Origin of the sequence: Actinopolyspora alba (assembly GCF_900112765.1) — a bacterium.
In the GTDB taxonomy this organism is placed as follows: domain Bacteria; phylum Actinomycetota; class Actinomycetes; order Mycobacteriales; family Pseudonocardiaceae; genus Actinopolyspora; species Actinopolyspora alba.
This window is the reverse complement of sequence record NZ_FOMZ01000009.1, coordinates 239,863-265,627: the sequence shown is the minus strand read 5'-3', so window position 1 is coordinate 265,627 and position 25,765 is coordinate 239,863. Positions and strand designations below refer to the sequence as shown.

Genomic DNA, 25,765 nt, shown 5'->3' with positions numbered 1-25,765 from the left:
TCGCGTACCGAAACGAGACGCCACTGATGACCACGACATTCACCCCCGGCTCGCTGGTTGCCACCCGCGGCAGAGACTGGGTCGTGCTGCCGGAAAGCGCAGCTGACATGCTGGTGCTGCGCCCGCTCGGCGGCAGCGACGACGACGTCACCGCCGTCTTCCCCGAACTCGAGGAGGTTCGCGGCGCGGAGTTCCCGCCGCCCTCGTCCGACGATCTCGGTGACTCGCAGGCCGCCGGACTGCTGCGCTCCGCGCTGCGCATCGGTTTCCGGTCCGGCGCGGGCCCGTTCCGTTCCCTCGCCGGTATCGCGGTCGAACCGCGCGCCTACCAGCTCGTGCCGTTGATGATGGCCCTGCGGCAGCCGACGGCGCGGATGCTCATCGCCGATGACGTCGGTATCGGCAAGACCATCGAGGCCGGCCTCATCGCCGGCGAACTGCTCGCGCAGGGGACGGCGCAACGGCTGGCGGTGCTGTGCTCACCGGCGCTGGCCGAGCAGTGGCAGGAGGAGCTGCGCACCAAGTTCGGGATCGACGCCGAGCTGGTGCTGGCCTCCACGGTCTCCAAACTGGAGCGACAGCTGGAGCTCGGGCAGTCGCTGTTCGACAAGCACCCGCACGTCGTCGTCTCCACCGATTTCATCAAGTCCACCCGCCACCGGGACGACTTCGTCAAGCACTGCCCGGACCTGGTCATCGTCGATGAGGCCCACACGTGCGTGACCGCCGACGAAGCCACCACGACGCAGAACCAGCTGCGCGAAGAGCTGCTGCAGCGCATCGCCACCGACGAGCAGCGCCACCTGCTGCTGGTCACCGCGACCCCGCACAGCGGCAAGGAGAGCGCCTTCCGAGCGCTGCTGGGGCTGGTGCGCCCCGAGCTGGCGACCGCGGACTTCGAGACCGAGAAGGGCAGACAGCTGCTGGCGCGCCACTTCGTGCAGCGCAAACGTGCCGACGTCCGCCACTTCCTCACCACCGACGACGGTCTCTGCGACAACGAGCTGCAGGAGACCACGTCGTTCCCGTCGGACCGCTACTTCAAGGACGAGACCTACAAGCTCTCCCCCACCTACCGCGACCTGCTGGACGACGCCATCGCCTATGCCAGCGAACGCGTGCGAGCATCCGGCGACGGGAACCGCAGAGAGGCGCGCATCGCCTGGTGGTCGGCGATCGCACTATTGCGCTCGATCGTTTCCTCACCGCGGGCGGCGACCCAGACACTGCTCACCCGGTCCGGTGCGGCCAACGCCACTTCCGCTGAGGAAGCCGACCGAATCGGTGCTCCACCCACGAAGGACTCGGTGGACAACGACAATCTCGAAGGTACCGATGTCGTCCCTGGCGCCGACACGGACGTAACCGATGCCCGGCTGCGTGAGCTGGCCGAACGTGCCACCAAGTTGGAGGGCACCACCGAGGACAAGAAGCTCGCGGCGCTGATCAAGCACCTCAAGGCGCTGATCGCCGAGGGCTACAACCCGATCGTTTTCTGCCGCTACATTCCCACGGCGGAATACGTTGCCGAGCACCTGGACGGAAAGCTCGGCAAGAAGACGGTCGTGCGCTCGGTCACCGGTACTCTCTCGCCGCAACAGCGTGCACAGCGCATCGAAGACCTGGCGGAGGAATCCGGGGACGATCTGGCGGCCCGCCGGGTCCTGGTCGCCACCGACTGCCTGTCCGAGGGCGTCAACCTGCAGCACCACTTCGACGCGGTGGTGCACTACGACCTGGCATGGAACCCGACCCGGCACGACCAGCGGGAAGGCCGTGTCGACCGGTTCGGTCAGAAGCGCGACGAGGTCAAGGTCGTCACGCTCTACGGTGCGGACAACGGCATCGACGGCAAGGTCCTCGAGGTGCTGATCACCAAGCACCGGCAGATCCAGAAAACCCTCGGCATCTCGGTGTCGGTGCCGGACGCCACGTCGTCGAAGGTCACCGACGCGATCGTCGAGTGGGTTCTGATGCGCAGCCAGAACCCGGACCAGGCAGGCCTGTTCGAGCTCGATACGCTCGAGCACACCGTCAACGAGGTGGAGGCCGACTGGAGGTCCGCCGCGGAGAAGGAGAAGACCTCCCGCTCCCGGTATGCGCAGAACAGCATCCGCATCGACGAGGTTGCCCAGGAGGTCGCGGCGATCCGCGACACGCTCGGCCGCTCCGACGAGGTCCGCTCCTTCGTTCGACGCAGCCTGCGCGCGATGGATGGCGTACTGTGGGAGAATGCCGAGGACGGTTTCAACGCGGATCTCGGCTCCACCCCAGCCGGGTTGCGCGACGCCGTCGCCCCAGTCCTCGGCAGTGACGCGATCGAGCGCAACAAGCCCGTGCCGTTCCGCGACACCGCCGCCGTCGCTCGCGGGGAGGCCGCCCTGGTGCGGACCGACCCGACCGTCGGCGCCGTGGCCGGATACGTGCTCAACTCGGCGTTGGATCCGCAGGCCGAAGGCGCACGACCGGCACGGCGCTGCGCCGTGATCCGCACGCGAGGGGTGTCGATTCGCACCACCGCCCTGCTGGTGCGCTACCGCTTCCACCTCTCGTTGCCGACCCGTGGGCGTGAACGACAGATCGTCGCCGAAGACGTCCGGGTGCTGGCGTTCAGCGGATCCCCGGCGAACGCGACCTGGCTGACGCCGGAGCAGGCCGCGGAGCTGCTCGATGTCGAGCCCGACGAGAACACCGATCCGTCCTTCGCGCAGAACACCATGCGCCGCATACTCAACGACCTGCCGAGCGTGCAACCGCACCTTGACTCCCACGGCGACGAGCTCGCCGACGAGCTGCTGACCTCGCACCGCCGCGTGCGCCAGGCGTCGGGAGAGATCGTACGCGGTGTCCGCGTCTCCGCCCAGAAGCCCGCCGATGTCCTCGGCACCTACGTGTACCTGCCTGTCTCGGGAGGGGCCGCCTGATGTCCTCGATCACTCGCAACCAGGTGTTCTCCGCCGTCCACACCATCGGCAACCTGCTGCCCGTCGACCTGCTGCTCCGCGTCGCCGAGGGCAAAGACATCTCGGGCAGCACCCCGTCCGACTACCGCGTGGTCGGTTCCCGCTCGGTACGCGACGAGGCCGAGCGGCACTGGGAGTTCCTGCGTTCGGTGTGGGCAGATCTGCGGATGAAGCTGCCCGCCGCGCCGCAGGACGACGCTCCGGCTGATCCGACCGGGCTGGCCGTCCCGCAATGGTTAATGCCGCTGTTCACCGAGCTCGGTTTCGGTGAGCTCACACCGCTAGCCGACGGCATCCTCGCGGAGAGCGGCGACAAGACATTCCCGGTCGCGTACCTCTGGAACCACGTCCCGATCCACGTCACCCCCTGGAACTCCGAGCTGGACAAGCGTCCGAGTGGGGCCGGCAGTGTGCCACCGCAGTCGCTGCTGCAGGAGCTGCTCAACCGCACCGACGCGCACCTGTGGGGTGTGGTCACCAACGGCAGGCAGGTGCGGCTGCTGCGGGATTCCAACGCGCTGTCCACTGCCTCCTACGTCGAATTCGACCTCGAGGCCATCTTCGACGGTGAACTGTTCAGCGAGTTCGTGCTGCTCTACCGGATGCTGCACGTCTCCCGGTTCGCCGTCGCCGACGGCGCCGGACCTGCCACCTGCTGGCTGGAGCGCTGGCGCCTGGATGCCATCAGCTCCGGAACACGCGCCCTGGACCAGCTGCGCGAGGGCGTGGAAAACGCCATCACCACGCTCGGTACCGGTTTCCTGCGTCATCCCGCGAACACCGCGCTCCGGGAGAACGTGGACCCGCAGGAGTTGCACCGGGCCTTGCTGCGCCTGGTATACCGGCTACTGTTCGTGTTCGTCGTCGAAGACCGCGAGGTGCTGCACCCGCGCCGCACAGCTGCCACCGAAGAGGGCAAACACGCCGAGGAGCTGGCACGCGAACGCTATGCCGCGTACTTCTCGACGGCGAAGCTGCGCGCGCACGCACGCCGGCGTCGCGGTAGCACGCACGACGATCTGTATCGCGCGTTGCGGCTGGTTCTCGACGCGCTCGGCGAGGAGAACGGCCGCCCCGAACTCGCACTGCCCGGACTCGGCGGCATCTTCGACCGCACCGAGGCCGACGCGCCACTCGAAGGTCTGTCGCTGTCCAACGAATACCTGTTGGGCGCGGTCCGGCACCTGTCCCAGGTACGCGACCCCGCGTCGAAGCGGCTGCGCACGGTCGATTACCGGCACCTGGATGCCGAGGAACTCGGCTCGATCTACGAGTCGCTGCTGGAACGGGTACCCAAGCACAGCACGGTCGATCGGGAGTTCACCCTGGTCGCGCTGGCCGGTAACGAGCGCAAGACCACCGGCTCGTACTACACGCCCGCTTCGCTGATCGAGTGTCTGCTCGATTCGAGCCTCGACCCAGTCCTCGACGATGCGGTCAAGCGTGGGGAACAGCGCGCCACCCAAGCCGGAAACACCGACCCGTCCGATTCCATCGTGGAGGAACTGCTGTCGTTGACGGTGTGCGATCCGGCATGCGGATCCGGGCACTTCCTGCTTGCCGCGGCACGTCGCATCGCCAAGCGGGTCGCCTCGGTCCGGGAACGCAACCCCGAGCCGACCGTCGATGCGGTACGCCAAGCCCTGCACGAGGTCATCGCACGCTGCATCTACGGCGTAGACCTCAATCCGATAGCGGTGGAGCTCGTCAAGGTTTCGCTGTGGTTGGAGGCCATGGAGCCGGGCAAGCCGCTGAGCTTCCTCGACGCTCACGTCAAGGTCGGCAACGCGCTCATCGGTGCCACGCCGTCGCTGATCCGCGAAGGGATCCCGGACAAGGCGTTCAAGCCGACCGAAGGTGACGACGAGAAGATCGCCCGCAAACTGCAGGACGAGAACCTCCAGCAGCGCACCGGGCAGTTCGGCCTGTTCGAGGCCGAAGAGAACGTACCGGTCGCGAACCGCGAGTTCGGTGCAAACCTGCGCGAGATCATCGAAGGACCGTCCGGCACACTCACGGCGGTTCGTCGAAAGGAAAAGCAGTACGAAGCCTGGCAGAACGCCGACGAGTACCAGCACGCCCGGCACGTCGCGGACGCCTGGTGTGCCGCGTTCATGTGGTACAAGACTACCGACGCGCCACCAGCGATCACCCATGACGTCTTCCAGAACATCCGGGCCGGCTCCTCCGTCGATCCTCGCGTCCACGAAGAGATCGCCGTCCTCAGCGAGCGCTACCAGTTCTTCCACTGGCACCTGGCGTTCCCCGACGTGTTCACCGTCGATGCGAACGACACTGGCAGCGACAGAGAGGCGGGGTGGTCCGGCGGATTCGACTGCCTACTCGGAAATCCACCGTGGGACAAGGTCGATTTCGAGGACAAGAAGTACTTCAGCGCCGTCGAGTCGAGCATCGCCGAGATCTCGGGCGTGACGCGCCGTGACCACATCGCAGAGTGGGCCGCCGAGCACCCCGAGGAGGGGCGGCGCTACTACCTCGCACGCCGCAAACAGAAGTCGACTTTCCATTTTGCGGGGAGCTCCGGACTCTTCCCGCTGTGTGCTCATGGGCTCAGTATCAAGGGAGTCAATTCCCTGCTGACGGATCAGCTCTTCACCGAGCTCTTCTCGACGGTCGTCGCGGCCACCGGTCGAGCGGGATGCATCATCCAGTCATCCATCGCCACGGGTGCAGGAGCGCAGTACTTGTTCTCCGACTTCACCCGGCGCGGCTCGATCCGGATGCTGTACGACTTCGAGAACCGGAACAAGCTCTTTGACATTCACCGCAGCTACAAGTTCTGTCTGTTCTCGTTCGGAGGCCACGGACTACACGAGCCCGAGTCCAAGTTCGCCTTCTTTCTGCTCGATGTCGTCGAGCTCGACGACCCCACCCGAACCTTCACTCTCGCGCCCGAAGAGATCGCACTCATCAACCCGAACACGGGGAACCTGCCCATCTTCCGCGACCGCCGCGACGCAGAGCTCACCGCAGCCATCTACCGACGGATACCCGTCCTGTGGGACGAGACGACCAAATCCGGAAACCGCTGGGGAATCGTCTTCAAGAACCTGTTCAACATGACCGATGACTCCGACCTTTTCCGCACCCGCGAACAACTCGAACGCGAAGGTTGGGAACTGGACGGCAACGTCTTCGTACGCGGCGAGGAGCGGATGTTACCGCTTTACGAGGCGAAAATGGTCGATTTCTTCAACCACCGCGCAGCCGATGTAGTCAAGAGCAAAACTGCCGTAAATCGGCAAAATCAGCCACGTTACCTCACCACCGGCGAGCTGCAGGATCCTAACCGTCTCGCTATGCCGCTCAACTGGATCGCCGAATCCGGCCTTATCCAAACACGACGCAAAAACAAGGATGTCAAAGTTCCCGGAGTCCAGATTCGACTTGAAGAGGTGGGGTGGGAACGTGATTGGCTCTGTGGTTGGAGCGACGTCACCTCGCCAACCAATGAACGCACTGCTATACCGACCTTCATCCCACGCACCGCGGTCGGGCATACCTTTCCGCTAATGTTTCCGCATGTTTCGCCCGACTTGGTTGCCGCGTTGATCACGACTCAGAGCTCGCTGGTCTTCGACTTCGTTAGTCGACAGAAGGTCAACAGCAATCACATGGCCCTTATGACGTGGAAGCAGCTCCCCGTCCCAACCCCACAGACGATGAAACCGCACACCCCGTTCGTCATCCCGCGTGTTCTGGAACTGACCTACACCGCGCACGACATGTCGGGGCTGGCCAAGGACCTTGACGACTCCGGAGCACCATTCCGGTGGGACGAAGAACGCCGCTCATTCATTCGCGCCGAACTGGACGCGTACTTCTTCCACCTCTACGGCATCGAGCGGACCGATGTCGACTACATACTGGAGACCTTCCAGTCCGACACGGGTGGCCTCAAGAACAGCGACATCAAGAAGTACGGCACCTACCGCACCAAAGACCTCATCCTTGCCGAGTACGACCGCATGGCCACCGCGGGAGTCTCCCTTGACACCCCACTGGTCGACGGCGACAACTACGCCTCCACTCTCAACCCACCCCCGGGCCAAGGCCCCCGACACCCGGCACGAGAAGCTAGGCCATAAGCATCTCTACCGAATCTCACACCACCCATTTCCTAGCGCTCAACTCAGCCATTGGAGGTCATTTCTCACTGTACGAAAACACCATCGAGTGGAATACTACCATGAAGCTCAACATTTTCTCAGTACTACCCGAAGAAATCGCTAGACTACGAGACAAACTGGAATCAGTCGAGATGTCCGTCATTGCGAGCGGAAGTCAGGATGGCTGGGAGTACCAACTCTACTACTCACCCGGAGAAAGCGGCCGCCAAGTCCCATGGGTCAAGCACCTGGAAAAGTATTTCGAGAGCACCGTCATACCCGAATCCAAGAGCCCGTTCGCTGTTTTCCTCTTCACCAAGGCGGACAAGTGTTTCGCTATCAGTTATGGTAAGTCTCATTTCTATATTCGCCCGCTATGCGACTATGACTTCGGGATCGACCTCGCCAAACGAATAGCCAGGGAGGACGATATCAGACAGACCTCTTCGCAACGCTTCACCGGGCGCCAGAGGAAGTCCATCAGGAGTTTTTCCGAAGAAACCCAACTCTCCGTGGAGAGCGGCGAGTCGGTCGACTACATTCGAGCAGGCATCCTCAACGAGCACATCACCCGCTTCGGAAAAATGGGCCAGTTCGGGTCCTCTGCACAACTCACGGTGGAGATTGGCCCAGACGAAATCGGAACCCTCCTGAACGACATCGAGCATGTCCTCACTGAGTCAGAAAAGTTCAAGCTTCCACGTACCACACGCCTCACCGAGGCAGACGAGATCGAGAAGTTCGAAGAGAAACTCCTGGATGCACTCGAGGGAAAATCATCCGGCACAGAATTCGCCGAAAACTCCTACGATCTCTACGGCGTCGACTTCGTATTCGCCGGCATCGGAAGCTACACGATCAAGCACAAATCGAAGACTCAGCCTGTTCAAGAGCTTGCGCTAGAAAATTTGCAAGATTTCATCCGAAGAAACTCGATCCACCGAGATCAGATCTTCTCCATCAGGATCGTACATGAACGCGACGGAAACCCTGCCTACACCAACGAGCTGAAGCGCGACCTCGAATTTGTGGCAGATGACGACGACCGGGTGGCCCTCAACAACGGCCGGTGGGTTCGATTCAATCAAGATTACCTGGACTTTCTCGACAGCTTTGTCGCCAACATTGAAGTCGAGCCAACAGAAGAGGATTTCAGCGAGGTCAAAGGCCGTGAAGACGAGTTCACGAAGATGTGCGCAAACAAATGGGGGTACGAACTCGCGGACAAGGATTTCGAGATCTTCAGAACGCGCAGCTCTACCTCAGTTGAAGCGTGGGATCTCAAACGAGACTCCACTGTCTATGCAGTGAAGTTCGGCTCGGCACAGAAGCTCAGCTACGTCTGTGACCAGGCGATGAACATCGTAAACCTCCTGGGCAACAGAGCGAACCGCGACACGATCCCGGACTTCGACCGGTACTGTCTCTGGCTCGGTTACGAGTCGAAGCTCGGACTCACCAGCATCGAACAGTCCAGATCGATCATCCTCAAGCAAAAGATCGAGGCGTGGGCTCGCGCAGCGAAAAACCTCGGTATCACGCCCGTCATCAAACTGAGCAGGAAGGATCCACGCCCGAAGTCGAGAGTAAAGAACACCGAATCGTCGGATGACTCGTGATGACGGCCGCTGGAATCGGCGGCGTTAGCCGATCGCACCGCTCCCGCTCTACCCAATGCTGCTCAGTCAACCTCGGCAAGAGCCCAACGGCGAATATCACCAAATCTCCCCAGCCTCGTGATTACGACGATAGCCTGCCCTCATGACGCAGGACGACTACCCCGAGTTCCACCTGAAGTTACCTTACGATGGACCGCTGGCCACCGGACGGTTGTTGCCGGAGAAGGGCACCAACGGGAGTCAACAGTTCGTTGTGCTCGCGAGTTCGCCGGTGCGGTCGGAGGTCGTGCCGTCGTTCGCCTCCCACTTCCATGCCTCGCACCGCCTACGCGAGCAACTGATCGCCGACGGCATGATCAACGCCTCAACGAAGCACCCCGACCACCTCGAGTTCAGCCAGGATTACACTTTCGGTTCCCCCTCCGCAGCTGCGGGCGTCATCCTCGGTAGCTCGGTGAACGGCTACACGTCGTGGCAGACCGCCGAGGAACGCCCGCTCGGTGACTTCCTCGCAGTGCCGCCCTGGGGGCCCAGCGCGCGTGGCTGGTGCGCGGCTCGAACGTCTTCGGGCAGAACCTGGTTCAGCGTCTCTGGCTGCGGGAGGGAGTCGTGAGCCTGGCAGCTACCCACCTGCGTGAGGTCGACCAGCTCGTCAGCAAGGAAGAGCTGCGCGCCATCGTGGACGAGGACTACGAGGGTGTTCTCACATACAACCAGCGCCAACGGATGATCGAGGAGCTGCACTTCTTCCTGGCCAAGATGAAGCCGGGCGACATGGTGTGCACGGTCTCCGAGGGGGAGCTGTATCTCGGTGAGATCACCGGGGACACCGATCGGGTGCACTCCGAGGGCAACCGGTCGAACCTGCGGCGCCCGGTGACCTGGAACGACTCCGGCTTTCCCTACGAGGAACTGCCGGAGGCGTTGCAGCAGAAGTTGTCCATCCAGCTCGATGTCGTCGACCTCACCCCGGTGAAGGCCTACATCGACGGGATCGGTCGCAGCGATGAGGAGCTCGCCGCCGACAGCAACGGCGCCGACTCCGAGGCGGGCACCGCGGCCCTGATGGTACGACGCGAACTCGAACTGCCCGAGCCGACAGCCGAGCTTGCCAACGAGCTCCTTGTGCACGACATCGCATGGCTGCGGGAGGCCCGCGAACTGCTGTGGGACGACAAGCAGCTCGTCTTCCACGGTCCGCCCGGCACCGGCAAGACCTACCTCGCGCTCAAACTCGCCGAATTCCTCGGCGGTGGTCCCGAACAGGTCTCGCTCGTGCAGTTCCACCCGTCGTACTCGTACGAGGACTTCTTCGAGGGATTCCGGCCACGGGAAGACCCGGGAAGCCGGGAGGTGGCATTCCGGCTCCAGGACGGTCCGCTGCGCGAGCTCGCCGACCACGCCTCGCTGGAGGGCAATCGGCACCTGCCGCACTTCCTGGTGATCGACGAGATTAACCGTGCGAACCTGGCCAAGGTGTTCGGCGAGCTGTACTTCCTGCTCGAGTACCGCAACCGCTCGGTGCGGTTGACCTACTCGGGGGATGACTTCGCACTGCCGCCGAACCTGTTCCTCATCGGCACCATGAACACCGCCGACCGTTCGATCGCGCTGGTCGACGCGGCGATGCGGCGGCGGTTCTCATTCGTCGAGCTCTCCCCGGGCATCGAACCCACGCGCGGTTTGCTGCGCCGGTGGCTCGCCGAGCAGGGACACGCCCCCGAACCGGCCGACCTGCTCGACGAACTCAACCGCCGGATCCCGGACTCGGACTTCCACATCGGCCCGTCCTACCTCATGAACAAGAGCGTCTACCGGCAAGGCGGGCTGGAACGCACGTGGCGCACCAAGATCCTCCCCCTGCTGGAGGAACACCACTACGGCGAGGGAATCGACGTCGAGCACCGTTACGGTCTTGCTCCCCTGCGCGCCGCGCTCGGCAGCGACACGACATCATGATCAACCTGTCGCTGACCGAAAACGCCCCGGCGCGAACCGTGCCGCTGCCCGATGTGGCCGGGCGCGCCCTGGCCCACAGCGGTGTCGTCGACGCGTCCCCGCATCCCGACCGCGCCGGCTGCTGGCAAGTGCGGGCCAACGGCACCATCGGTGCCGCCCGCATCAGCACCGGTGACGATGCGATCGTCGTGCGCATCACTCCGAAAGTCCCGATCGCCCGGGTTCTGTTCCTCCTCGGTTACCGGCGCAGCTCCAGAATCTTGCTCGACGATCCCGTGCCCGTCACCGACGAACGCGAACTGGTGCCCGCGGTGGCCCGGCTCTATGCCGCGCAGGCCGAGCACGCCGTGCAGCAGGGCCTCATGCACGGTTATCGGGAGGCCGACGAGGCCACACACGTCATGCGCGGCCGTCTGCGGCACAGCGACCAACTCCGCCTGCACCACGGCAGACCGCTGCCGCTGGAAGTCACCCACGACGAGTACACCCCCGACATCACCGAGAACCGCCTGCTGGCGAGCGCAGCGCACGCCCTACTCCGAATCCCCGCCGAACTCCCTGAGGACGTTCGCGTCCGACTCCGCCGTCTGCAGCGGCGCTTCGCCGAGATCACTCCGCTTCCCCGGGGCTGCCGGCTGCCCGCCTGGCAACCCACCCGACTCAACGCCCGCTACCACCACGCACTTCGGCTGGCCGAACTCGTCCTCCGCGGGGCCTCCATCGAGCACCGACCGGGTGATCTCACCGCCCACGGCTTCCTCGTCGACACCGCGAAGCTCTTCGAAGACTTCGTCACCATCGCTCTGCGGGACGCTCTTGCCGACTACCCCGGTCACAGCGTTCTGCAGGACCCCTGCCACCTCGACGAGGGCAACACGATCTCGCTGGCCCCGGACTTCGTGCACTACGACCCGGAGGGCAAACCCAGCACGGTCGCCGATGCCAAATACAAGGCCGAGCGCCCGTCCGGCTACCCGAATGCGGACGTCTACCAAATGCTGGCCTACTGCGTCGCACTCGGCCTACCTGCAGGGCATCTCGTGTATGCCGCGGGAAACGCGACACACGGCACGCATCGCGTCCGAGGAGCCGGCATCACGATCCACCAACATGCTCTGGAACTCGACCAACCGCCGCCTCAGTTGCTGGAGGATATCGGTGTGCTCGCTCGACGGCTCATCGAAAGGAGCTGATTCCACCCATGGCCCAGCTCGCCTTCGCTTCCAGCTTCTGGGAGACCTACGACCGGCTGGAGAAGCCGGTCAAGGCCGGAGTCCGCAAGGCGATGGCGAAGTTTCAGCAGCTGCCCATCGCCGAGCTCTACGCGGATAAGGGGCTGCACCTGGAAGCGATCGAGAACGCGCGCGACAAGCGGGTGCGAACCATCCGCATCACCCAGTCCTACCGCGGCGTGGTGCTCGCACCGGACGACGGCAGCGAGATGTTCCTGCTGCTGGCCGTGGACACCCACGACGAGGCTTACGCCTGGGCCGTGAAGCGCCTCTTCACCGTCAACACCGCCACGCGCGGACTCGAGGTCCGCAACGTCGTCGCCCTCGAGGAGATCACGCCGTCGTTGGAGCCCGCTGCCGCCGAGGCTTCGGAGCGCCTGTTCGACAAGCACTCCGACACGGTGCTGCGCCACCTGGGCGTCGACGACCAGGTGTTGCGCGCCGCCCGCGTGATCACAACTCGGGAACAGCTGGAGGCCTTCAGCGGTCTGCTCCCGGAGGACCAGTTCGAGGTGCTGGAATACCTCGCCGAGGGGTTCAACGCCGACGAGGTGTACCGCGACATCGTCGCCGAACGTCGCCCGGCCGAACCCGAATCCACCGACGACAGCCTGGCGATGGCCATCACCAACACGCGCGGCCGCATCACGCTGGTCAGTGGCCCCGACGAGCTGGAGGAGATCCTCAACCAGCCCTTCGCCGCGTGGCGGGTCTTCCTGCACCGCTCCCAGCGCCGCGTCGCCTACCGGGCCTCCTACAACGGTTCCGCGCAGGTCACCGGCGGCCCCGGCACAGGTAAGACCGTCGTCGCCCTGCACCGGACCAAACACCTGCTGTCGCGCAACCCCGAGGCGCGAGTGCTCCTGACGACGTTCACCAACGCGCTGGCCACGAGCCTTCGCGACAACCTGCGGCGGCTGCTCGAGGACGACACGCAGCTGGAACGCGTCGAGATCACCACGGTCGACTCGCTCGCCCATCGGGTCGTGCGGGAGCACACCGGCACTGCCCCGTCCCCGATCGGTGACGCCGACGAACGCCAACTGTGGCGACGCGTGGCGAGCAGGCTCGACCTGGCCTGGTCCGAACAGTTCCTGGCGCAGGAGTACCGCCACGTCGTTCTCGCCCAGGACCTCCGGGCCGAAGAGGAGTACCTGGCGGCCAAACGCCGCGGCCGCGGGTCCCAGCTGCGAGCTGCTCAGCGCAAGCAGGTCTGGCGCGGGGTCGAAGCCTTCCTCACCGAGCTCGAAGCCGCGGGCAACCAGACCCACCTACAAGTCTGCGCGCACGCCGCAACCGTGCTCGGCAAGGAACAGCAGTTCGACCACGTCGTGGTCGACGAGGCGCAGGATCTGCACCCGGCCCAGTGGCGCGTGCTGCGCGCCACAGTTCCGGTCGGATCGGACGACCTGTTCATCGCCGGTGACCCTCACCAGCGGATCTACGACAACCGGGTATCACTGCGCTCGCTGGGCATCAACGTCACCAGTCGCAGCAGCAGACTGCGCCTGAACTACCGCAGCACGTCCGAGATCCTCACCTGGTCGGCGAAGGTTCTCGACAACGAGCCGGTCGACGACCTCGGAGGCGATGGTTCGGACAGTCTGACCGGCTACCGCTCGCTGCTGAGCGGCCGTCCTCCCCTTATGGCCACCCACTCTTCGCAGAGCGAAGAGGTCGCCGCCCTTGTTGACCAGGTTCGCTCGTGGATCGAACGGGGCGTCCTGACCAATGAGATCGCGGTATGCACGCGGTTCAACGTGCTGCTGGACAAGGCCGCGGAGCGCCTGCAGACCGAGGGGATCCCCGTCGTGCGCGTGAAGAACCGACCCAGTGCCGAAGACGAGGGGGTGCGGCTGGCAACGATGCACGCGATGAAGGGACTGGAATTCCGGTGTGTCGCCGTGATCGGGGCGACAGTGAAGGCCCTACCCTTCGACCGGGACATCACGCCGTACGAGATCGACGCCCAGCAGCACTGCAACGATGTGTTCAAACAACGCTGCCTACTGTTCGTCGCCTGCACGCGTGCGCGCGAGGAGCTGTCCGTCTCGTGCAACGGCACCGCGAGCCCGTTCCTGCCGGCTTGACTGACACGCGTCTGGGGGACCGCGCAGATGCCTCAGACATGGTCCTACTCCCCCGGAATCAGGGTGGCCTCGGCGATACCGTTCGTAAGCTCGCGGGTGAGGCGCGTGCCGAGCTTGACGGCTTTGTTGAGGTCCGATTCCCACTCCGCGAGGCGCCGGAAGGCCTCGCCCAGTCGACGTTGCTCATCGATGTCGGTAACCGGGATTTCGGTGCGGCGGATATTGGTGCGGTGCACGCCCGACACGGTGGTGGAGCTCGGCGCAGGATCACCGGATCGGATCTGACCGGCGAGAAACCACGGGTCCAGACGCTCCTCGTCGACTCGGATCAAGAATAGGTTCGCGCCCAGTGACCAGTCGTCGGTATCAACCACCCGCAGCGCTGTGTTCCCTTCACCGGCAGCCACCATCGGCACTACCACGTCTCCGGGACGGAGCGGAACCGTCTCTGCGCCTCCGATACACCGCAGCGTGGGATCCGCGCCGACAGCGACGTCGCGTCCTGTCAGCACCAACGACCCGGTGCCGTTCTCATCAGCGTCGACCGGGCTGCTCTGCCGGATGAGTTCGAGTGCACCGACCTTGGCCAGCTCACCGATCGTGGTGACCGCGCGCGGCGTGGGCGCAGCTTCCCTCAGCTCGAACCATTCACCGGTGAGCCCGTTCAGCAGTCGCCGTAGTTCCGCCTGGTCGCTTTCGACCTCGGCGAGAACCACCCGCCGCGGTGGCACCGGAAGATGGCGCGCCGGTGTGAAGTCAACGTCCTCCCCAAGTAATTCAATCGGCTCGATGACGCGGCGTCGCCCCGGGATGTCCTCGACATCAGCATCCTGCTGGAACGCTCGCCAGGCGTCGAGGATCTCGGAGCCGATCGCTGACCAGTCCACCTGGCCACGCCGTGCAGGTTGGTGATGTCCGGTGTCAACCAACAGCACAGGCCCGGCTCCGTCGGTATCAGGCCCACGTAGCACCCAGAGGTGCACCGCGATACCGCTCGACATCAGCACGCCAGCAGGTAGGGCGAACACTGCCATCAGGACACCACGCCGCACGAGTTCCTGGCGGATAGACCGCCCGGGCCGACGACCAGCCACACCTGCCGGCATGGCAAGGACAACCATGCCACCGGGCTTCACATGAGCCAGGCAGTGCTGCATCCAAGCGAGTTCGGGCTCGCTCTTGGGCGGAATCCCGAACTTCCAGCGTGGGTCCACGCTCAGTTCAGCGTGCCCCCAGTCGCGGTAGCCGAACGGTGGGTCGCATACAACCGCGTCAGCACGCAGGTCAGGAAACAGGTCCAAGCGCAGTGTGTCCGCGGCTTCGACAGTGACAGTAACGTCAGCCAGCCGGGATTCAGCGAGAGTTGCGAGCGGCTCCTCGACTTCCTGTCCGACCACCTCTGCGGCACCGGCGTCCGCGGCGGCACGCAACACGTTTCCAGAGCCACATGCCGGATCGAACACCGTTCCCGACGTCCCCGCCAGTTGCACCATCAGCTCGGCGAGTTCCGGTGGTGTCACCAGATGCTGACGTTGCTGGCGATCGAACAACATTCCCGCCAGCGATTCGATCAGCTCCCTAGGATCCTCGTTGCCGACGTCGTCCAGCGCAGCTCTGATCGTCTCCGGCAAGTCCGCCGAATCCCGGTCGCGCAGGTGCGAAGCGACCTGTGCAACCAGATCGACCACGTCACGATCGCCGCGAGCAGCATCGAGCGCGCGCCACAACGCGTCATACGGAGGCAACTCCGAGAGTTTGCCCTGGTCCCGCAGCCAGCTACGCACTGCTTCAAGAGGAAACGTCGGGTTGTTCGCCGAACCCAGCACAGGCTCAGGAAAGTCCGGGTACCGCCGTCGCCAGTTACTGACCGCCGCCCGCCCCACATTCGCGAGCCGAGCGATCTCCGCTGCCGTCACCAGAGCTTCATCCGACATGCCCACCTCCCACAGGAGTAGGCGTTAGCCTAGCACTCGGCAGTGCAAGGTGTTAACCCCGCTAACATGATATGCCACGCTAAATCCAGGATGGAGGGCTGCGGCATTTTCGGAGGGACCGTTTGACTCGGGCGTGCTGGTCATCCCGCGAGGGCCTTGAGGTGGTCAGCGAACGAGGTGGTGAGGCTGTCGAGCACGGCCTTGCCCTTGGCTGACGTGGCTTCGGAGGGGTGGCCGATGATGCCATGGCCGTGTAGGCCCGCATGCCAGTGACGAGCGAGTGCGGCCGGTGGCCAGAGCGTCGTGATCGGCGTCGGCGTAGGTGCCGCCGACAAGCTCGGGGCGGGTGTACAGCAGGATCGAGGTCTCCATCTCGCCGCTGTGCATGTCCTCGTGGGCGGTCGTGGCGGCTCCGGCATGATCGCGGGCGGCTTTCCAATCGTCGCGGCCGGGGCACAGGAGAACGCTGCGCTGTTGCACGTTGGCGTGCTGGGTGATGTTGGACAGCACGTAATTGTCCCCGTGGCCGTTGACCAGGACGAGAGCTTGGTGACACCGGAACGTGCCAGTGAGACGCGGATGTCGTCGATGACACTGATCAGGGTGCCGGCGCTGATGCTGACCGTGCCCGGAAAGCCGGGCATGCCTTCATGCTCGTGCGAGCACGAGAACGTGATGGGGGCAAGCAGGAACAGGTCGTAGCCCTCCACGATGCGTGCAGCGATCACAGTGTCGATGGCCAGCCGCAGGTGCTCACCATGTTGCTCAAAGCTTTCGGCGGGGAGGACGCCACATGAGCATTGCGGCGGGCTTCATCGACGGCGGTCACAGTGGTAAGCCTCCACGGGGTTCTCCTTGGTGTTGATCATCGCAGGTTTACGCACAGAGCGCGTGCCGCAAGCCGACTGCTCCAGCTACCGCGCTTCCTCGACGAGTAAGCCAGTGACATCCCACCAGCCGAGCCCCAAACCGCCCAGCCCACTGCTGAGCTCACACACCGACAAGCCTCCAACCCTGGGCGACTCAAAGCGCCGAAGTGAGGTACCGAAGAATGGCCGTGTCGGGATGAGGGCTCATCCGTTCCATCCGTGCCAAAACGGCGTGCGTTCGTCACCGGCCGACACCAAGGCGTGCTTGAGTGCGCCAGGCCGCACGTCGTCGTTGGCAAGGTCATCCAGTCCGAGCCAGTGAAACTGGAAATGATCTTCCTGGCTGACTGGTTCCGTGTCGGTGATGAAGACCTCAAACACGAGGTTGACCTCGTGATAGGTGGCGCCGTCTTCGATGTAACCGTGCTCGACCGCGCCGAGGAAGCCCGCGATCTTGGCTTTGATCCCGAGCTCTTCGCTCAGCTCACGGACCAAGACAACTTCGACCCGTTCACCGGATTCGACGTGGCCACTCGGCAGGAATGACCAGGACTTGGTGCGTTGACGCGCCATGAGGAGCTGGCCATCACGGCGAATAGCTGTGCGGGCAACAACCTCGGGGGTAGTGGCGCTCGTGTGTGCCCTTCGTGTCGGTCGATCCCTCTAGGATGATCCACGCGGGTACGAACCGGTGATAACCAAGGCCGGGCCTGTGCGGGCCAGCAGCACGCCACGATCACCTCAAACCGAGATCACCAATGTGTTAGGGACTCTAAGGGGCCTCCGATGGCTTTCGCCGGACAAGGCCCCGGTTCTCGAACGCTGTCTTGCCCGTAAGTACAGGAGCCGGGGGCAGCGCCCGATCAGGACATCGTGGAAGTGGTCGTCGAGTTCGGCGAAGTGCACCTCCGCTTGGACTCGCCGCAGAGCTTGCCGTGCGTGTCGCAGGCGTTGGCAGGCACCCTGCCACCAGTGGTCACGGCCAGGTCAACAACTTCGTGGAGGAGGGTGACGCTGGCCACCGGATCCCGCGCGGAGGGGCTGAACGTCGACGCCGCAGTGGCCGCAACCGCTCACCGGCTTGCGGACCGGCCCGATCATGACCCGATGGACGCGCACCGCTTCGCCACCGAAGCGGTCTCGGCCGCTCTGGCCGAGCAGCGCACGAACGGTGCTGGCTACTTGACTGCCTTGCCATGGATGGACCGCCCCGATCTGATCAGCCTCAGCGGGGAGCTGCGCGACTACCTCCAGCGGCTCGAGGTCGCGATCGACGGCCGCCACGCGGAACTGCGCGCCCAGGTCGTCGCCGACCAGCCGAGCTGGACCGCCGGTCTGGGGCCACGCCCCGAGGACTCCGCACTCGCCGAACGCTGGGACACCGTGGCCGGGCTGGAGTTGAGCCAAGGACCCGACGGCGTGGCCGTCGTGCTGCTGGCCGCTGGTGCCCGCGGAGATCACCATTCCGGCGTGAGCCCACGCGGCCTGCATCAACCCGGAGCAGTCAAACGCGTTCGGCCCTTTGGGGGCCCACACATAGGGCGTGTCGAGGTTGCTCAGCGCATATTTCACGGCCGAGCGGCGGCTGGGGGTCGGCTGACAGCGTAAAACCGTCCGGAAAGCTTTTGTGGGTCCAGCGGCATGTTCCAACCCGCCCTGGTCTGGGCAGCCCAGTGCGGCGGAGCTCTGCTGGGCCGGGAGACCCCCGGTCGAGGGTGGTACCGGGCCGTCCGATCCACGCCAGAGCTTCTCCATCAGCAGGCGGGTCGGCTTCTCATATGGGGAGTAGCGCTCAGGAAATGCCGAGCGCTGCATCTTCTGCTGGGCCACGCCGGGCGGCATGCGATAACAGCCGGGCAGGTCCACGAGGTGGTCAAGGAAGGTGTTGGTGGCATAGACGTGGTTGAGGATCTGTTCGCGTGTGTTCCAGCTCTGGCTGGGCCGTTGTTGGAACAGGACGAGGCTGTCGCGCTCGCCGTAGGGCAGGTTGCGCAGCCGCGATTCCACGATGGCCGTCGAAAGCGCGATCATTGCTGCCCGCTGTGGGAGTCGGCGGCGCATGACCACATTGGTGATGGTGCGAGCGTTGGTCATCTGCTCACCGCTCCACTAGCGATCACCGACCTGTTGGCCACCGCCACCGGAGCCGCTGTCGGCGTGGTAACCGCCGAAGGCGAGGCCGAGGCTGCAGGAGACTGCCAGGACCGCAACGCCGAGCATCGCGGCGGGCATGATCACGAACGCGGTGAGCGCGACCGCGACCATCGCGGGAACAATGCTCTTGCTCGAATCAGACATAGCCGCCTACCGATCCGCATCAGCCCGCTGACGGAGCTGGGCGTTAGTATCGAAGGTGGGCTTTTCGGTACGGGACAGCACCGACTGGACCTTGTAACCGGGGTTGTTCTCGATCTTCCACAGCACGCGGCCGGTGCATTCCATGCACCAGCCGGTGGTGACGTCCCCGGCCAGCGGCATCAGCTGCGCCGCACTCGACCGCGACACCGGCACCATCCCGACCACCGGGCCTCACAGCCAGCACCGACCACTCAGCCACTGCCACCACCCCGAACAGACGCCTCCAGGGGTGCTCGGACAGCACAAAGCGGCGGTCGCACTGCAGTGCACCGCCGCCGAAAACGTGAAACGCACTAATAGGTCGTGTAGCAGATTTGCCACACCACGGTGTCGGAGGGGGGACTGGAGTCCTCCGACCAGGGAAATTTCCCCACTTTGGGGAAATCATACCGAGATCGTAACAGGCCATCGGCCTGTCACACACGAGGAGCACCTTTTCCGACGTCGCGAACGATGTGTACTCGTACGTCGACACCATCAGCTCAGCAGTAGAGGTGTCGGCAATGGAGTATCCGCTGCCATGGCGGAATCTTGCGAAGGTCTCGGATCATTTCCGGGATTCGGCCAGAGGGTGCTGCTCGCCGGTGAGTGCCGCCAAGGCGGTGGCGATATCGGCAAGATCGGCACGAATATACGTGGTGGTCGCACTGGCATGACTGGAGTCGGTGTGCCCGGCCCAGGCACGAGCGGTGGCGTAGCCGAAGTGGCGCTCCACCCACGTCAGCGTGGTGTGCCGCAGCCAGTGGGTGCTGATCTGCTGTGTGGCCACCCACGGCAGATGCTGGCCCAGCCGGTGCCAGAGATGGTCGTAGCGCCGTCGAGTCAACGGTTTTCCCGAGCGGTACCGCAGCAGGGCGTCATCGGAAGTCTCGGCACCGCGTTGCTCGGCGTGGTCACGAAGATGGCGCGCGAGCGTCGGGGAGACCGGCTGCCAGCGCACGGTATCGTTTTTCTCCCGCAGCAGAACCACACACTGCGTCTCATCCAGATCGGCAAGGGTTAAGGCCAACGCCCCTCCCCTACGGCAGGCGGTCTCGGTGTGCAACCGCAGCAACAGCGTGTCCAGCATCGGATCATTGCCGGTCTGACCGGCCACCCGGTTGATCGCGGACATGCTCTCGTCCGATAGCCCCCGCCGCGTACTCGGCAACCTCCGGGGCTTTCGCACCCGCAGGGCGGGGTTGTCCGCCTCGTCGAGCAGCCCGTCGGCCACCGCGTGACTGTATATGCACCGCAACGCCGCGATCAGGTGCTCCACCGCGCAACGACCGCCACGTGTGTTGCGCCGGTGCACGACCTGGCCACGGATGTGCTCGGCGAGCCGACGAATCTCCGAGGGGGTGGGCTCATCGAGCCGGCGCTCTCCCCACTCACGTACGACCCGATTCCAGTACGAGCGATACGCCCGAGAAGTCCCCACCGAAACCGCCTCGGCCACCCGGGGAACGTACTCGGCGAACACAGGCACCGTCTTCCGATGACCTGGTGTGTTGACAAGTTCCTCGGGAGAAATACCCATCCGGGTCAACACCAGCCGCGCTGCCTCCACCTCAGCCGGATGATGACCGGTGTCTAGTCTGAGTGCGTCGTAGGAACTCACAACGCCTCCCCCGGCTCCTGGTCGTCATGAGCTGCGTGATGCTGTGCGAGCATCGCCTCCACCGTCGACATCGTGTGCACGATGAGCACTCCGTACTCGGCGGAGCCCGCCAACATCACACGATCTCCGGGACGAATCGCGCACCGCTCACGCAGCAAACTCGGAATCGGCACTCTCCCTCGTTCGGCAACCGCGAGTTCACCGTCCACACAGCTCCGCACGATCACCGCGTTCCCAGAGCACCACGCCCGAACACGGTCACCGGTTCGCCAGCCCAAAGCCCGCAGCACACCACGCTCACTCACCCGGCCACTCGCATCAACAGCCGCAATCCCATAGGTCATCGAGCTCGTACCGGTCGACGACAACGCCGCCACCGGAAGCCGCGGAACCCGACCACCAGTCGGTCTTCTCACCGGAACGAGGCCCTCGACAACACGCTCCACTCGGGACTTCGACGACACGACCTCCCCCCTTCCGCAGCACACTCGCTATCGCGCACCCTAGGGTTCACCACATCCGCAACGGGACCAATCACGCGCCGAGCGAGCGTGCCACACTCCCTACGCTCACGTCCGATTTTGCTTCGGAGTCCGGTCAATTCCGCAGATCGTCTCCGATGATCACTAGCATCGGCTTGAGCCTCTGCTGCCGGTGTGCGCTGCCAGCAGACAGACCCGAAGCCGTTGTTGCTCGCTCGAGAGTGCGAGGAGACCGTTCGTGTGATCCACCGGCGTCCAGAGAGATGAGCTGTGCAGAAGCTGTGGTTCGGGCCGAGCTGAACCTGCCGAGCGGGGCGGCTGTTCTCGACATCGCGGACTTTCCCACCTCCGCACAGAAAGGGCAGCTCGATAACCGTTCCCTTCGCGGTCAAGCGAGGCGCAGCCGGATCGAAGTATCACCTGATCTGCAACGACGTCAGTGTTTCCTTGACAAGGATGCTTATTGACGACGCTTCCAGCCCTGCCACCAGACCTCGTAGCAACCAGAGTTCACACGCTGCTCGAGGCCAACACGACCATGCGGCTACACGAACTACGCCTTCGATGACAGACTGATCGTCGATGCCCCTCCCCGTATCTTCCGACGTCGCGACAAGTAAGCACTCCACAAGATCACAAAACAATAACCCAATCTGATTTTCCCAGCACAAAAAGTGGATTCCCCGCGCAAGCGGGGGTGAGCCGTCGGCACCCAGTGGGCAGCGATCGGCCCCGATGGATTCCCCGCGCAAGCGGGGGTGAGCCTGCGCCGCGTCGCGCTCCTGGCGATACTGCTCGGGATTCCCCGCGCAAGCGGGGGTGAGCCAATGTCGGCCGGGCTGTCCCAGCGGGGGACGCGGGATTCCCCGCGCAAGCGGGGGTGAGCCCTCCGCTGCTGTACCTGCCTGAGTGGTACTGGCGGATTCCCCGCGCAAGCGGGGGTGAGCCTCGCTAGCGTCGCGAGCAGAGTCAGCAGCGTGAGGATTCCCCGCGCAAGCGGGGGTGAGCCGTCGTGCCGCTGGACTGGTCCAGCCCGATGAACGGATTCCCCGCGCAAGCGGGGGTGAGCCACCCCCACCCAAACGGGTGGGGGCAACCTGAACGGATTCCCCGCGCAAGCGGGGGTGAGCCTCTGCACCCGCACACCGCGTCGCTGGAGCTGTTGGATTCCCCGCGCAAGCGGGGGTGAGCCTTCGCCCGCATCTCCCGCGAACACAAGAACAAAGGATTCCCCGCGCAAGCGGGGGTGAGCCCATAGGGATTGGCGGTCAATCCCTCGAATTCGAGGATTCCCCGCGCAAGCGGGGGTGAGCCGTTTCGGGAACGGATGACAACGGCCGCCCCACCGGATTCCCCGCGCAAGCGGGGGTGAGCCGTTTCGGGAACGGATGACAACGGCCGCCCCACCGGATTCCCCGCGCAAGCGGGGGTGAGCCACACCCGAAAGGGGAACACCATGTTCGGTCTCAGGATTCCCCGCGCAAGCGGGGGTGAGCCTCGCGAGCTGCGCACGGAGAACCTCGCGCAGGTGGATTCCCCGCGCAAGCGGGGGTGAGCCATAGGAATCCCACGTTTTCGGGGCGCAGCGGGAGGATTCCCCGCGCAAGCGGGGGTGAGCCCACCACTCCGAGTGATGAGGTCAGATTCTGCTCGGATTCCCCGCGCAAGCGGGGGTGAGCCCGAGCGTGAGCAGTGTCCGGGATGCCGCGTGCAGGATTCCCCGCGCAAGCGGGGGTGAGCCCAGGACCAGACCGAGGGCGGGGTCGGCCCCGTAGGATTCCCCGCGCAAGCGGGGGTGAGCCCGCCTCGATCGCGGCGCGTTCGTCCTCCTGGGCGGATTCCCCGCACAAGCGGGGGTGCGCTATGTTTTTCAATCCATATTGAAGCTTTAGCGGACCTTTCACCAAAAGCTAGTTGAACCCAGTGTCAGCACCGACGATCATCGGATCATCGCGGTTCCCCGTTCACGTGGGGATGAGCCCAACAGTCCGATGCTCCACTGACTTTGGTGACGTCGAGCGCGGTGGTGTGCTCGTCAGCCGACGAGCAGCATCGTAGAGAACAGGTCGCTGCTCCTCGTCCATAAAGAAGTTGGGCACGGTCATGACGTTTCCGGGTGGACCGACATGGTCTCGACATAGCGGCGCGCTACGCGGCGGCTGGTGCGGCAAGATGTCGGTTGACCAGCAGGAAACAACCCTGTGTCCAGCCGCGATAAACGTGTCGACGAGTGTGCCCATGGCTGCGGTCACCGTTCGGAGTGTCGGTGACCCCGGAATCGAGGAAGCCCCAGAAGCTGTATCCGATCCGAAGACCTGTACCCCTCGAGTTCGTCATGGCGCGTTCCCCCACCAGTTTTCGAGGCGCAAGGCATCGATGGCGGATTCGGCCAGACACTCCAACGCCATGTCCAGCGTGCCCATCCTCCTCGACACGCCTGTGACCACCAGCCAACGGTGGGTCACCGACATGGAACGTGTCGGCGTAGACGGCTTCACCATCACCACCAACATCGACCTCGGGATCGGCAATACCACCGCACTCGACGCCGCACGCACGTACGATCGTGGACCCAGCTTCCCGTGGCCGTCAGCGGCGGTTTCAGCGCAACAGACGACAGCGCGTTCACCAGCCCCGACTGGGACATCCTCACCGCCGGGCGGAGTATCGCCGACGTTACTGTCCCGGCCGGCGCAGCCGCGCGCATCCTCGAACTCGCCCACTCCACCGAAAGGCACTCATGAAGATACGGCCCATCCACCAAGACGACATCCCGGCGATCCTCGAGCTCATGGAACTCGGGGCGCCCTACGTGCGGGCTCGCACCTCGTCCGACTACTGGCTTTACGCCAATCTCTTTTCCACAACCTGCCCCGTGGCCGACGACAACGGCCAACTCCTCGGCGCGGTCATCGCTTTCCGTAGCCAGGACCACCCGGAGAACCTGTACATCCAAGACGTGATCACCGCCCCAGATCACCGCCGACAGGGCATCTCCACAGCGCTGCTCCAAGCAGTGCGAGACACCGGCCGCCGATTCGGGTGCCAACGTCTCTACCTGACATCGGAGCCCGACAACACCGCCGCACACGACACATGGATTCACATGGGCTTCGTCAACGTTCCCGGCGACCACACCGTCAACGGTGTCGAAATCATCTCCGACTACAAGGGAGCAGGCAAGCACCGAGCCGTATACGAACTGCGGCTACACAGCACCGCTGTGAATTGACCAATGAGCATTGGAACGTCAGCCCAATCCCAACGGGGCCACCTGACCAGAAGTGAAGCGAAACGCATAGCCGATACTGAAAAATGCCAAAGGAATCGGCATGCCTGGCTGGTTGCTTCTCAGAGCTCTGGTTGATCTCTGCCGACCACTGGGTCTGTTTACGAAGGTGGAACCAGTCGTTGATGGCAACGATGGTCGCGGTGCCTTCGTGGCAGACGGCGAGTCTGTCGTACCTGACGACCACGGCGCGATGGAGGTGCAATCTCACCGAGTCATCCGACCACGAGACCGCGTAGCAACCAGTGTCCACACGCTGCTACGAAACCAGCACCACCATACTGCTACACCAACCACGCTATCGATGGCAGACTGATCATCAATGCCCCTCCCCACACCTTCCGACACCCCGGCAAGTGAACACCCCACAAGATCACAAAACGATAACCCACTCTGAATTTCCCAGCACAAAAAGGGATCTCCCCGCGCGAGCGGGGGTGAGCCCCGACGCCGCCGACTACGGCCTGTTCCCCGTCGGATCTCCCCGCGCGAGCGGGGGTGAGCCGAGCACTGCGAAGGCACTGCGCCGGTTCGGTGAGGATCTCCCCGCGCGAGCGGGGGTGAGCCTCCGCCGGCCCCTCGGCGTGCTCGCCCTCCTGGGATCTCCCCGCGCGAGCGGGGGTGAGCCTAGGATAGCTGAGAGTTCGCGAGACAGGGTTACGATCTCCCCGCGCGAGCGGGGGTGAGCCCTCACTCGCAGTCTGGACACGGCTACGCACATGGATCTCCCCGCGCGAGCGGGGGTGAGCCGTTCAATGCCAGCGCAACCGTGGCGACCAGCGCGATCTCCCCGCGCGAGCGGGGGTGAGCCGAGCCGGGAGACCGCCGCGCTCGGCGAAGAGGAGATCTCCCCGCGCGAGCGGGGGTGAGCCCGACGATTCCCCGCCGTCTGACCGGGCGTTGGCGATCTCCCCGCGCGAGCGGGGGTGAGCCCGCTCCTTGGTGATGTGATACGTCCGTCCCGTAGATCTCCCCGCGCGAGCGGGGGTGAGCCGCCCTCGACCCCGACGCCTCCCAGGAGGAGGACGATCTCCCCGCGCGAGCGGGGGTGAGCCGTCCTTGCCGACGACCTCCATGTCCATACCGGGCGATCTCCCCGCGCGAGCGGGGGTGAGCCTCCGCCGTCGAGGCCGTCAATTCCGACGACTTCGATCTCCCCGCGCGAGCGGGGGTGAGCCCTGGGGTCAGTGATCCGCGCACTCGACAGCGCCGATCTCCCCGCGCGAGCGGGGGTGAGCCC

At 64.5% G+C, this 25,765-nt stretch carries 16 protein-coding genes, 1 pseudogene and 2 CRISPR repeat arrays; of the genes and pseudogenes, 8 read left to right on the top strand and 9 right to left on the bottom strand.

All coding sequences use genetic code 11. The annotated features are described in order from the left end of the window. Nucleotides 1-26 precede the first annotated feature (26 nt). From BM150_RS15665 to BM150_RS15640, 7 genes are all read left to right on the top strand, one after another. Nucleotides 27-2,924 carry a DEAD/DEAH box helicase gene (locus BM150_RS15665; RefSeq protein ID WP_092928007.1) on the top strand — a complete coding sequence of 966 codons (2,898 nt, stop codon included), beginning with the start codon at nucleotides 27-29 and terminating at the stop codon, nucleotides 2,922-2,924. After that, the gene (locus BM150_RS15660; protein WP_092928006.1) at nucleotides 2,924-7,072 is read left to right on the top strand and encodes an Eco57I restriction-modification methylase domain-containing protein; all 4,149 of its coding nucleotides are present in this window, start codon (nucleotides 2,924-2,926) and stop codon (nucleotides 7,070-7,072) included. Before BM150_RS15665 ends, BM150_RS15660 begins: the two co-directional genes overlap by 1 nt. 101 nt (nucleotides 7,073-7,173) lie before the next feature. Next, the gene (locus BM150_RS15655; protein ID WP_092928005.1) at nucleotides 7,174-8,712 is read left to right on the top strand and encodes a DUF6119 family protein; all 1,539 of its coding nucleotides are present in this window, start codon (nucleotides 7,174-7,176) and stop codon (nucleotides 8,710-8,712) included. A 142-nt stretch (nucleotides 8,713-8,854) separates the two neighbouring features. Next, a complete protein-coding gene (locus tag BM150_RS24530) occupies nucleotides 8,855-9,325 on the top strand; it encodes a DUF4357 domain-containing protein (RefSeq protein ID WP_217641673.1) in 471 nt (156 codons plus the stop codon). After that, entirely contained in the window at nucleotides 9,322-10,671 is a 1,350-nt protein-coding gene (locus tag BM150_RS15650) for an AAA family ATPase (protein ID WP_217641672.1), read from the top strand. Before BM150_RS24530 ends, BM150_RS15650 begins: the two co-directional genes overlap by 4 nt. Further along, the gene (locus BM150_RS15645) at nucleotides 10,668-11,864 is read left to right on the top strand and encodes an McrC family protein (protein ID WP_092928004.1); all 1,197 of its coding nucleotides are present in this window, start codon (nucleotides 10,668-10,670) and stop codon (nucleotides 11,862-11,864) included. The genes BM150_RS15650 and BM150_RS15645 overlap by 4 nt, the downstream gene beginning before the upstream one ends. 8 nt (nucleotides 11,865-11,872) lie before the next feature. After that, complete coding sequence (locus BM150_RS15640) at nucleotides 11,873-13,993, top strand: UvrD-helicase domain-containing protein (protein ID WP_092928003.1); 2,121 nt, start codon at nucleotides 11,873-11,875, stop codon at nucleotides 13,991-13,993. A 44-nt stretch (nucleotides 13,994-14,037) separates the two neighbouring features. On the opposite strand, the gene BM150_RS15635 is transcribed toward BM150_RS15640, so the two are convergent. The 9 genes and pseudogenes from BM150_RS15635 to BM150_RS24190 all read right to left on the bottom strand — a co-directional run bounded on the left by BM150_RS15635 (nucleotide 14,038) and on the right by BM150_RS24190 (nucleotide 20,927). Beyond that, a complete protein-coding gene (locus BM150_RS15635) occupies nucleotides 14,038-15,927 on the bottom strand; it encodes an N-6 DNA methylase (RefSeq protein WP_092928002.1) in 1,890 nt (629 codons plus the stop codon). Nucleotides 15,928-16,092: 165 nt separating this feature from the next. Next, nucleotides 16,093-16,437, bottom strand: a complete 345-nt coding sequence (locus BM150_RS25120) for a creatininase family protein (RefSeq protein WP_342752585.1) — start codon at nucleotides 16,435-16,437, stop codon at nucleotides 16,093-16,095. Nucleotides 16,438-16,535: 98 nt separating this feature from the next. Continuing rightward, nucleotides 16,536-16,664, bottom strand: a pseudogene (locus tag BM150_RS25115) (creatininase family protein); the annotation flags it as partial. Between the two features lie 336 nt (nucleotides 16,665-17,000). Beyond that, nucleotides 17,001-17,393: an NUDIX domain-containing protein gene (locus BM150_RS15625; RefSeq protein ID WP_281243712.1), complete on the bottom strand. Its 393-nt coding sequence runs from the start codon at nucleotides 17,391-17,393 to the stop codon at nucleotides 17,001-17,003. A 390-nt stretch (nucleotides 17,394-17,783) separates the two neighbouring features. After that, the gene (locus tag BM150_RS15620) at nucleotides 17,784-18,890 is read right to left on the bottom strand and encodes a C40 family peptidase (protein ID WP_092928000.1); all 1,107 of its coding nucleotides are present in this window, start codon (nucleotides 18,888-18,890) and stop codon (nucleotides 17,784-17,786) included. Between the two features lie 15 nt (nucleotides 18,891-18,905). Continuing rightward, nucleotides 18,906-19,094 carry a hypothetical protein gene (locus BM150_RS23810; protein ID WP_139219556.1) on the bottom strand — a complete coding sequence of 63 codons (189 nt, stop codon included), beginning with the start codon at nucleotides 19,092-19,094 and terminating at the stop codon, nucleotides 18,906-18,908. A gap of 6 nt (nucleotides 19,095-19,100) precedes the next feature. Further along, on the bottom strand, nucleotides 19,101-19,301 hold the full coding sequence (locus BM150_RS15615; RefSeq protein ID WP_217641671.1) for a hypothetical protein: 201 nt from the start codon (nucleotides 19,299-19,301) through the stop codon (nucleotides 19,101-19,103). 400 nt (nucleotides 19,302-19,701) lie between these two features. Next, nucleotides 19,702-20,673, bottom strand: a complete 972-nt coding sequence (locus BM150_RS15610) for a tyrosine-type recombinase/integrase (protein ID WP_342752587.1) — start codon at nucleotides 20,671-20,673, stop codon at nucleotides 19,702-19,704. Nucleotides 20,674-20,750: 77 nt separating this feature from the next. Continuing rightward, nucleotides 20,751-20,927, bottom strand: a complete 177-nt coding sequence (locus tag BM150_RS24190; RefSeq protein ID WP_175496852.1) for a hypothetical protein — start codon at nucleotides 20,925-20,927, stop codon at nucleotides 20,751-20,753. 985 nt (nucleotides 20,928-21,912) lie between these two features. Further along, a CRISPR array of direct repeats spans nucleotides 21,913-23,099; the repeat unit is 28 nt; unit sequence GGATTCCCCGCGCAAGCGGGGGTGAGCC. A gap of 877 nt (nucleotides 23,100-23,976) precedes the next feature. On the opposite strand from BM150_RS24190, the gene BM150_RS15595 reads away from it, so the two are divergent. Next, entirely contained in the window at nucleotides 23,977-24,468 is a 492-nt protein-coding gene (locus BM150_RS15595) for a GNAT family N-acetyltransferase (protein ID WP_092927995.1), read from the top strand. Between the two features lie 473 nt (nucleotides 24,469-24,941). Further along, nucleotides 24,942-25,764: a CRISPR direct-repeat array (repeat unit 28 nt; unit sequence GATCTCCCCGCGCGAGCGGGGGTGAGCC). Between the last annotated feature and the right edge of the window lies 1 nt (nucleotide 25,765).

Excerpts from the sequence above, each read along its gene's own strand:
- BM150_RS15645 (WP_092928004.1), top strand. The coding sequence starts at position 10,668 with ATGATCAACCTGTCGCTGACCGAAAACGCCCCGGCGCGAACCGTGCCG.
- BM150_RS15610 (WP_342752587.1), bottom strand. The coding sequence starts at position 20,673 with ATGGGTATTTCTCCCGAGGAACTTGTCAACACACCAGGTCATCGGAAG.
- BM150_RS24530 (WP_217641673.1), top strand. The coding sequence starts at position 8,855 with ATGACGCAGGACGACTACCCCGAGTTCCACCTGAAGTTACCTTACGAT.
- BM150_RS15595 (WP_092927995.1), top strand. The coding sequence starts at position 23,977 with ATGAAGATACGGCCCATCCACCAAGACGACATCCCGGCGATCCTCGAG.
- BM150_RS15655 (WP_092928005.1), top strand. The coding sequence starts at position 7,174 with ATGAAGCTCAACATTTTCTCAGTACTACCCGAAGAAATCGCTAGACTA.
- BM150_RS15620 (WP_092928000.1), bottom strand. The coding sequence starts at position 18,890 with ATGACCAACGCTCGCACCATCACCAATGTGGTCATGCGCCGCCGACTC.
- BM150_RS15635 (WP_092928002.1), bottom strand. The coding sequence starts at position 15,927 with ATGTCGGATGAAGCTCTGGTGACGGCAGCGGAGATCGCTCGGCTCGCG.
- BM150_RS15660 (WP_092928006.1), top strand. The coding sequence starts at position 2,924 with ATGTCCTCGATCACTCGCAACCAGGTGTTCTCCGCCGTCCACACCATC.
- BM150_RS15665 (WP_092928007.1), top strand. The coding sequence starts at position 27 with ATGACCACGACATTCACCCCCGGCTCGCTGGTTGCCACCCGCGGCAGA.
- BM150_RS15640 (WP_092928003.1), top strand. The coding sequence starts at position 11,873 with ATGGCCCAGCTCGCCTTCGCTTCCAGCTTCTGGGAGACCTACGACCGG.
- BM150_RS23810 (WP_139219556.1), bottom strand. The coding sequence starts at position 19,094 with ATGTCTGATTCGAGCAAGAGCATTGTTCCCGCGATGGTCGCGGTCGCG.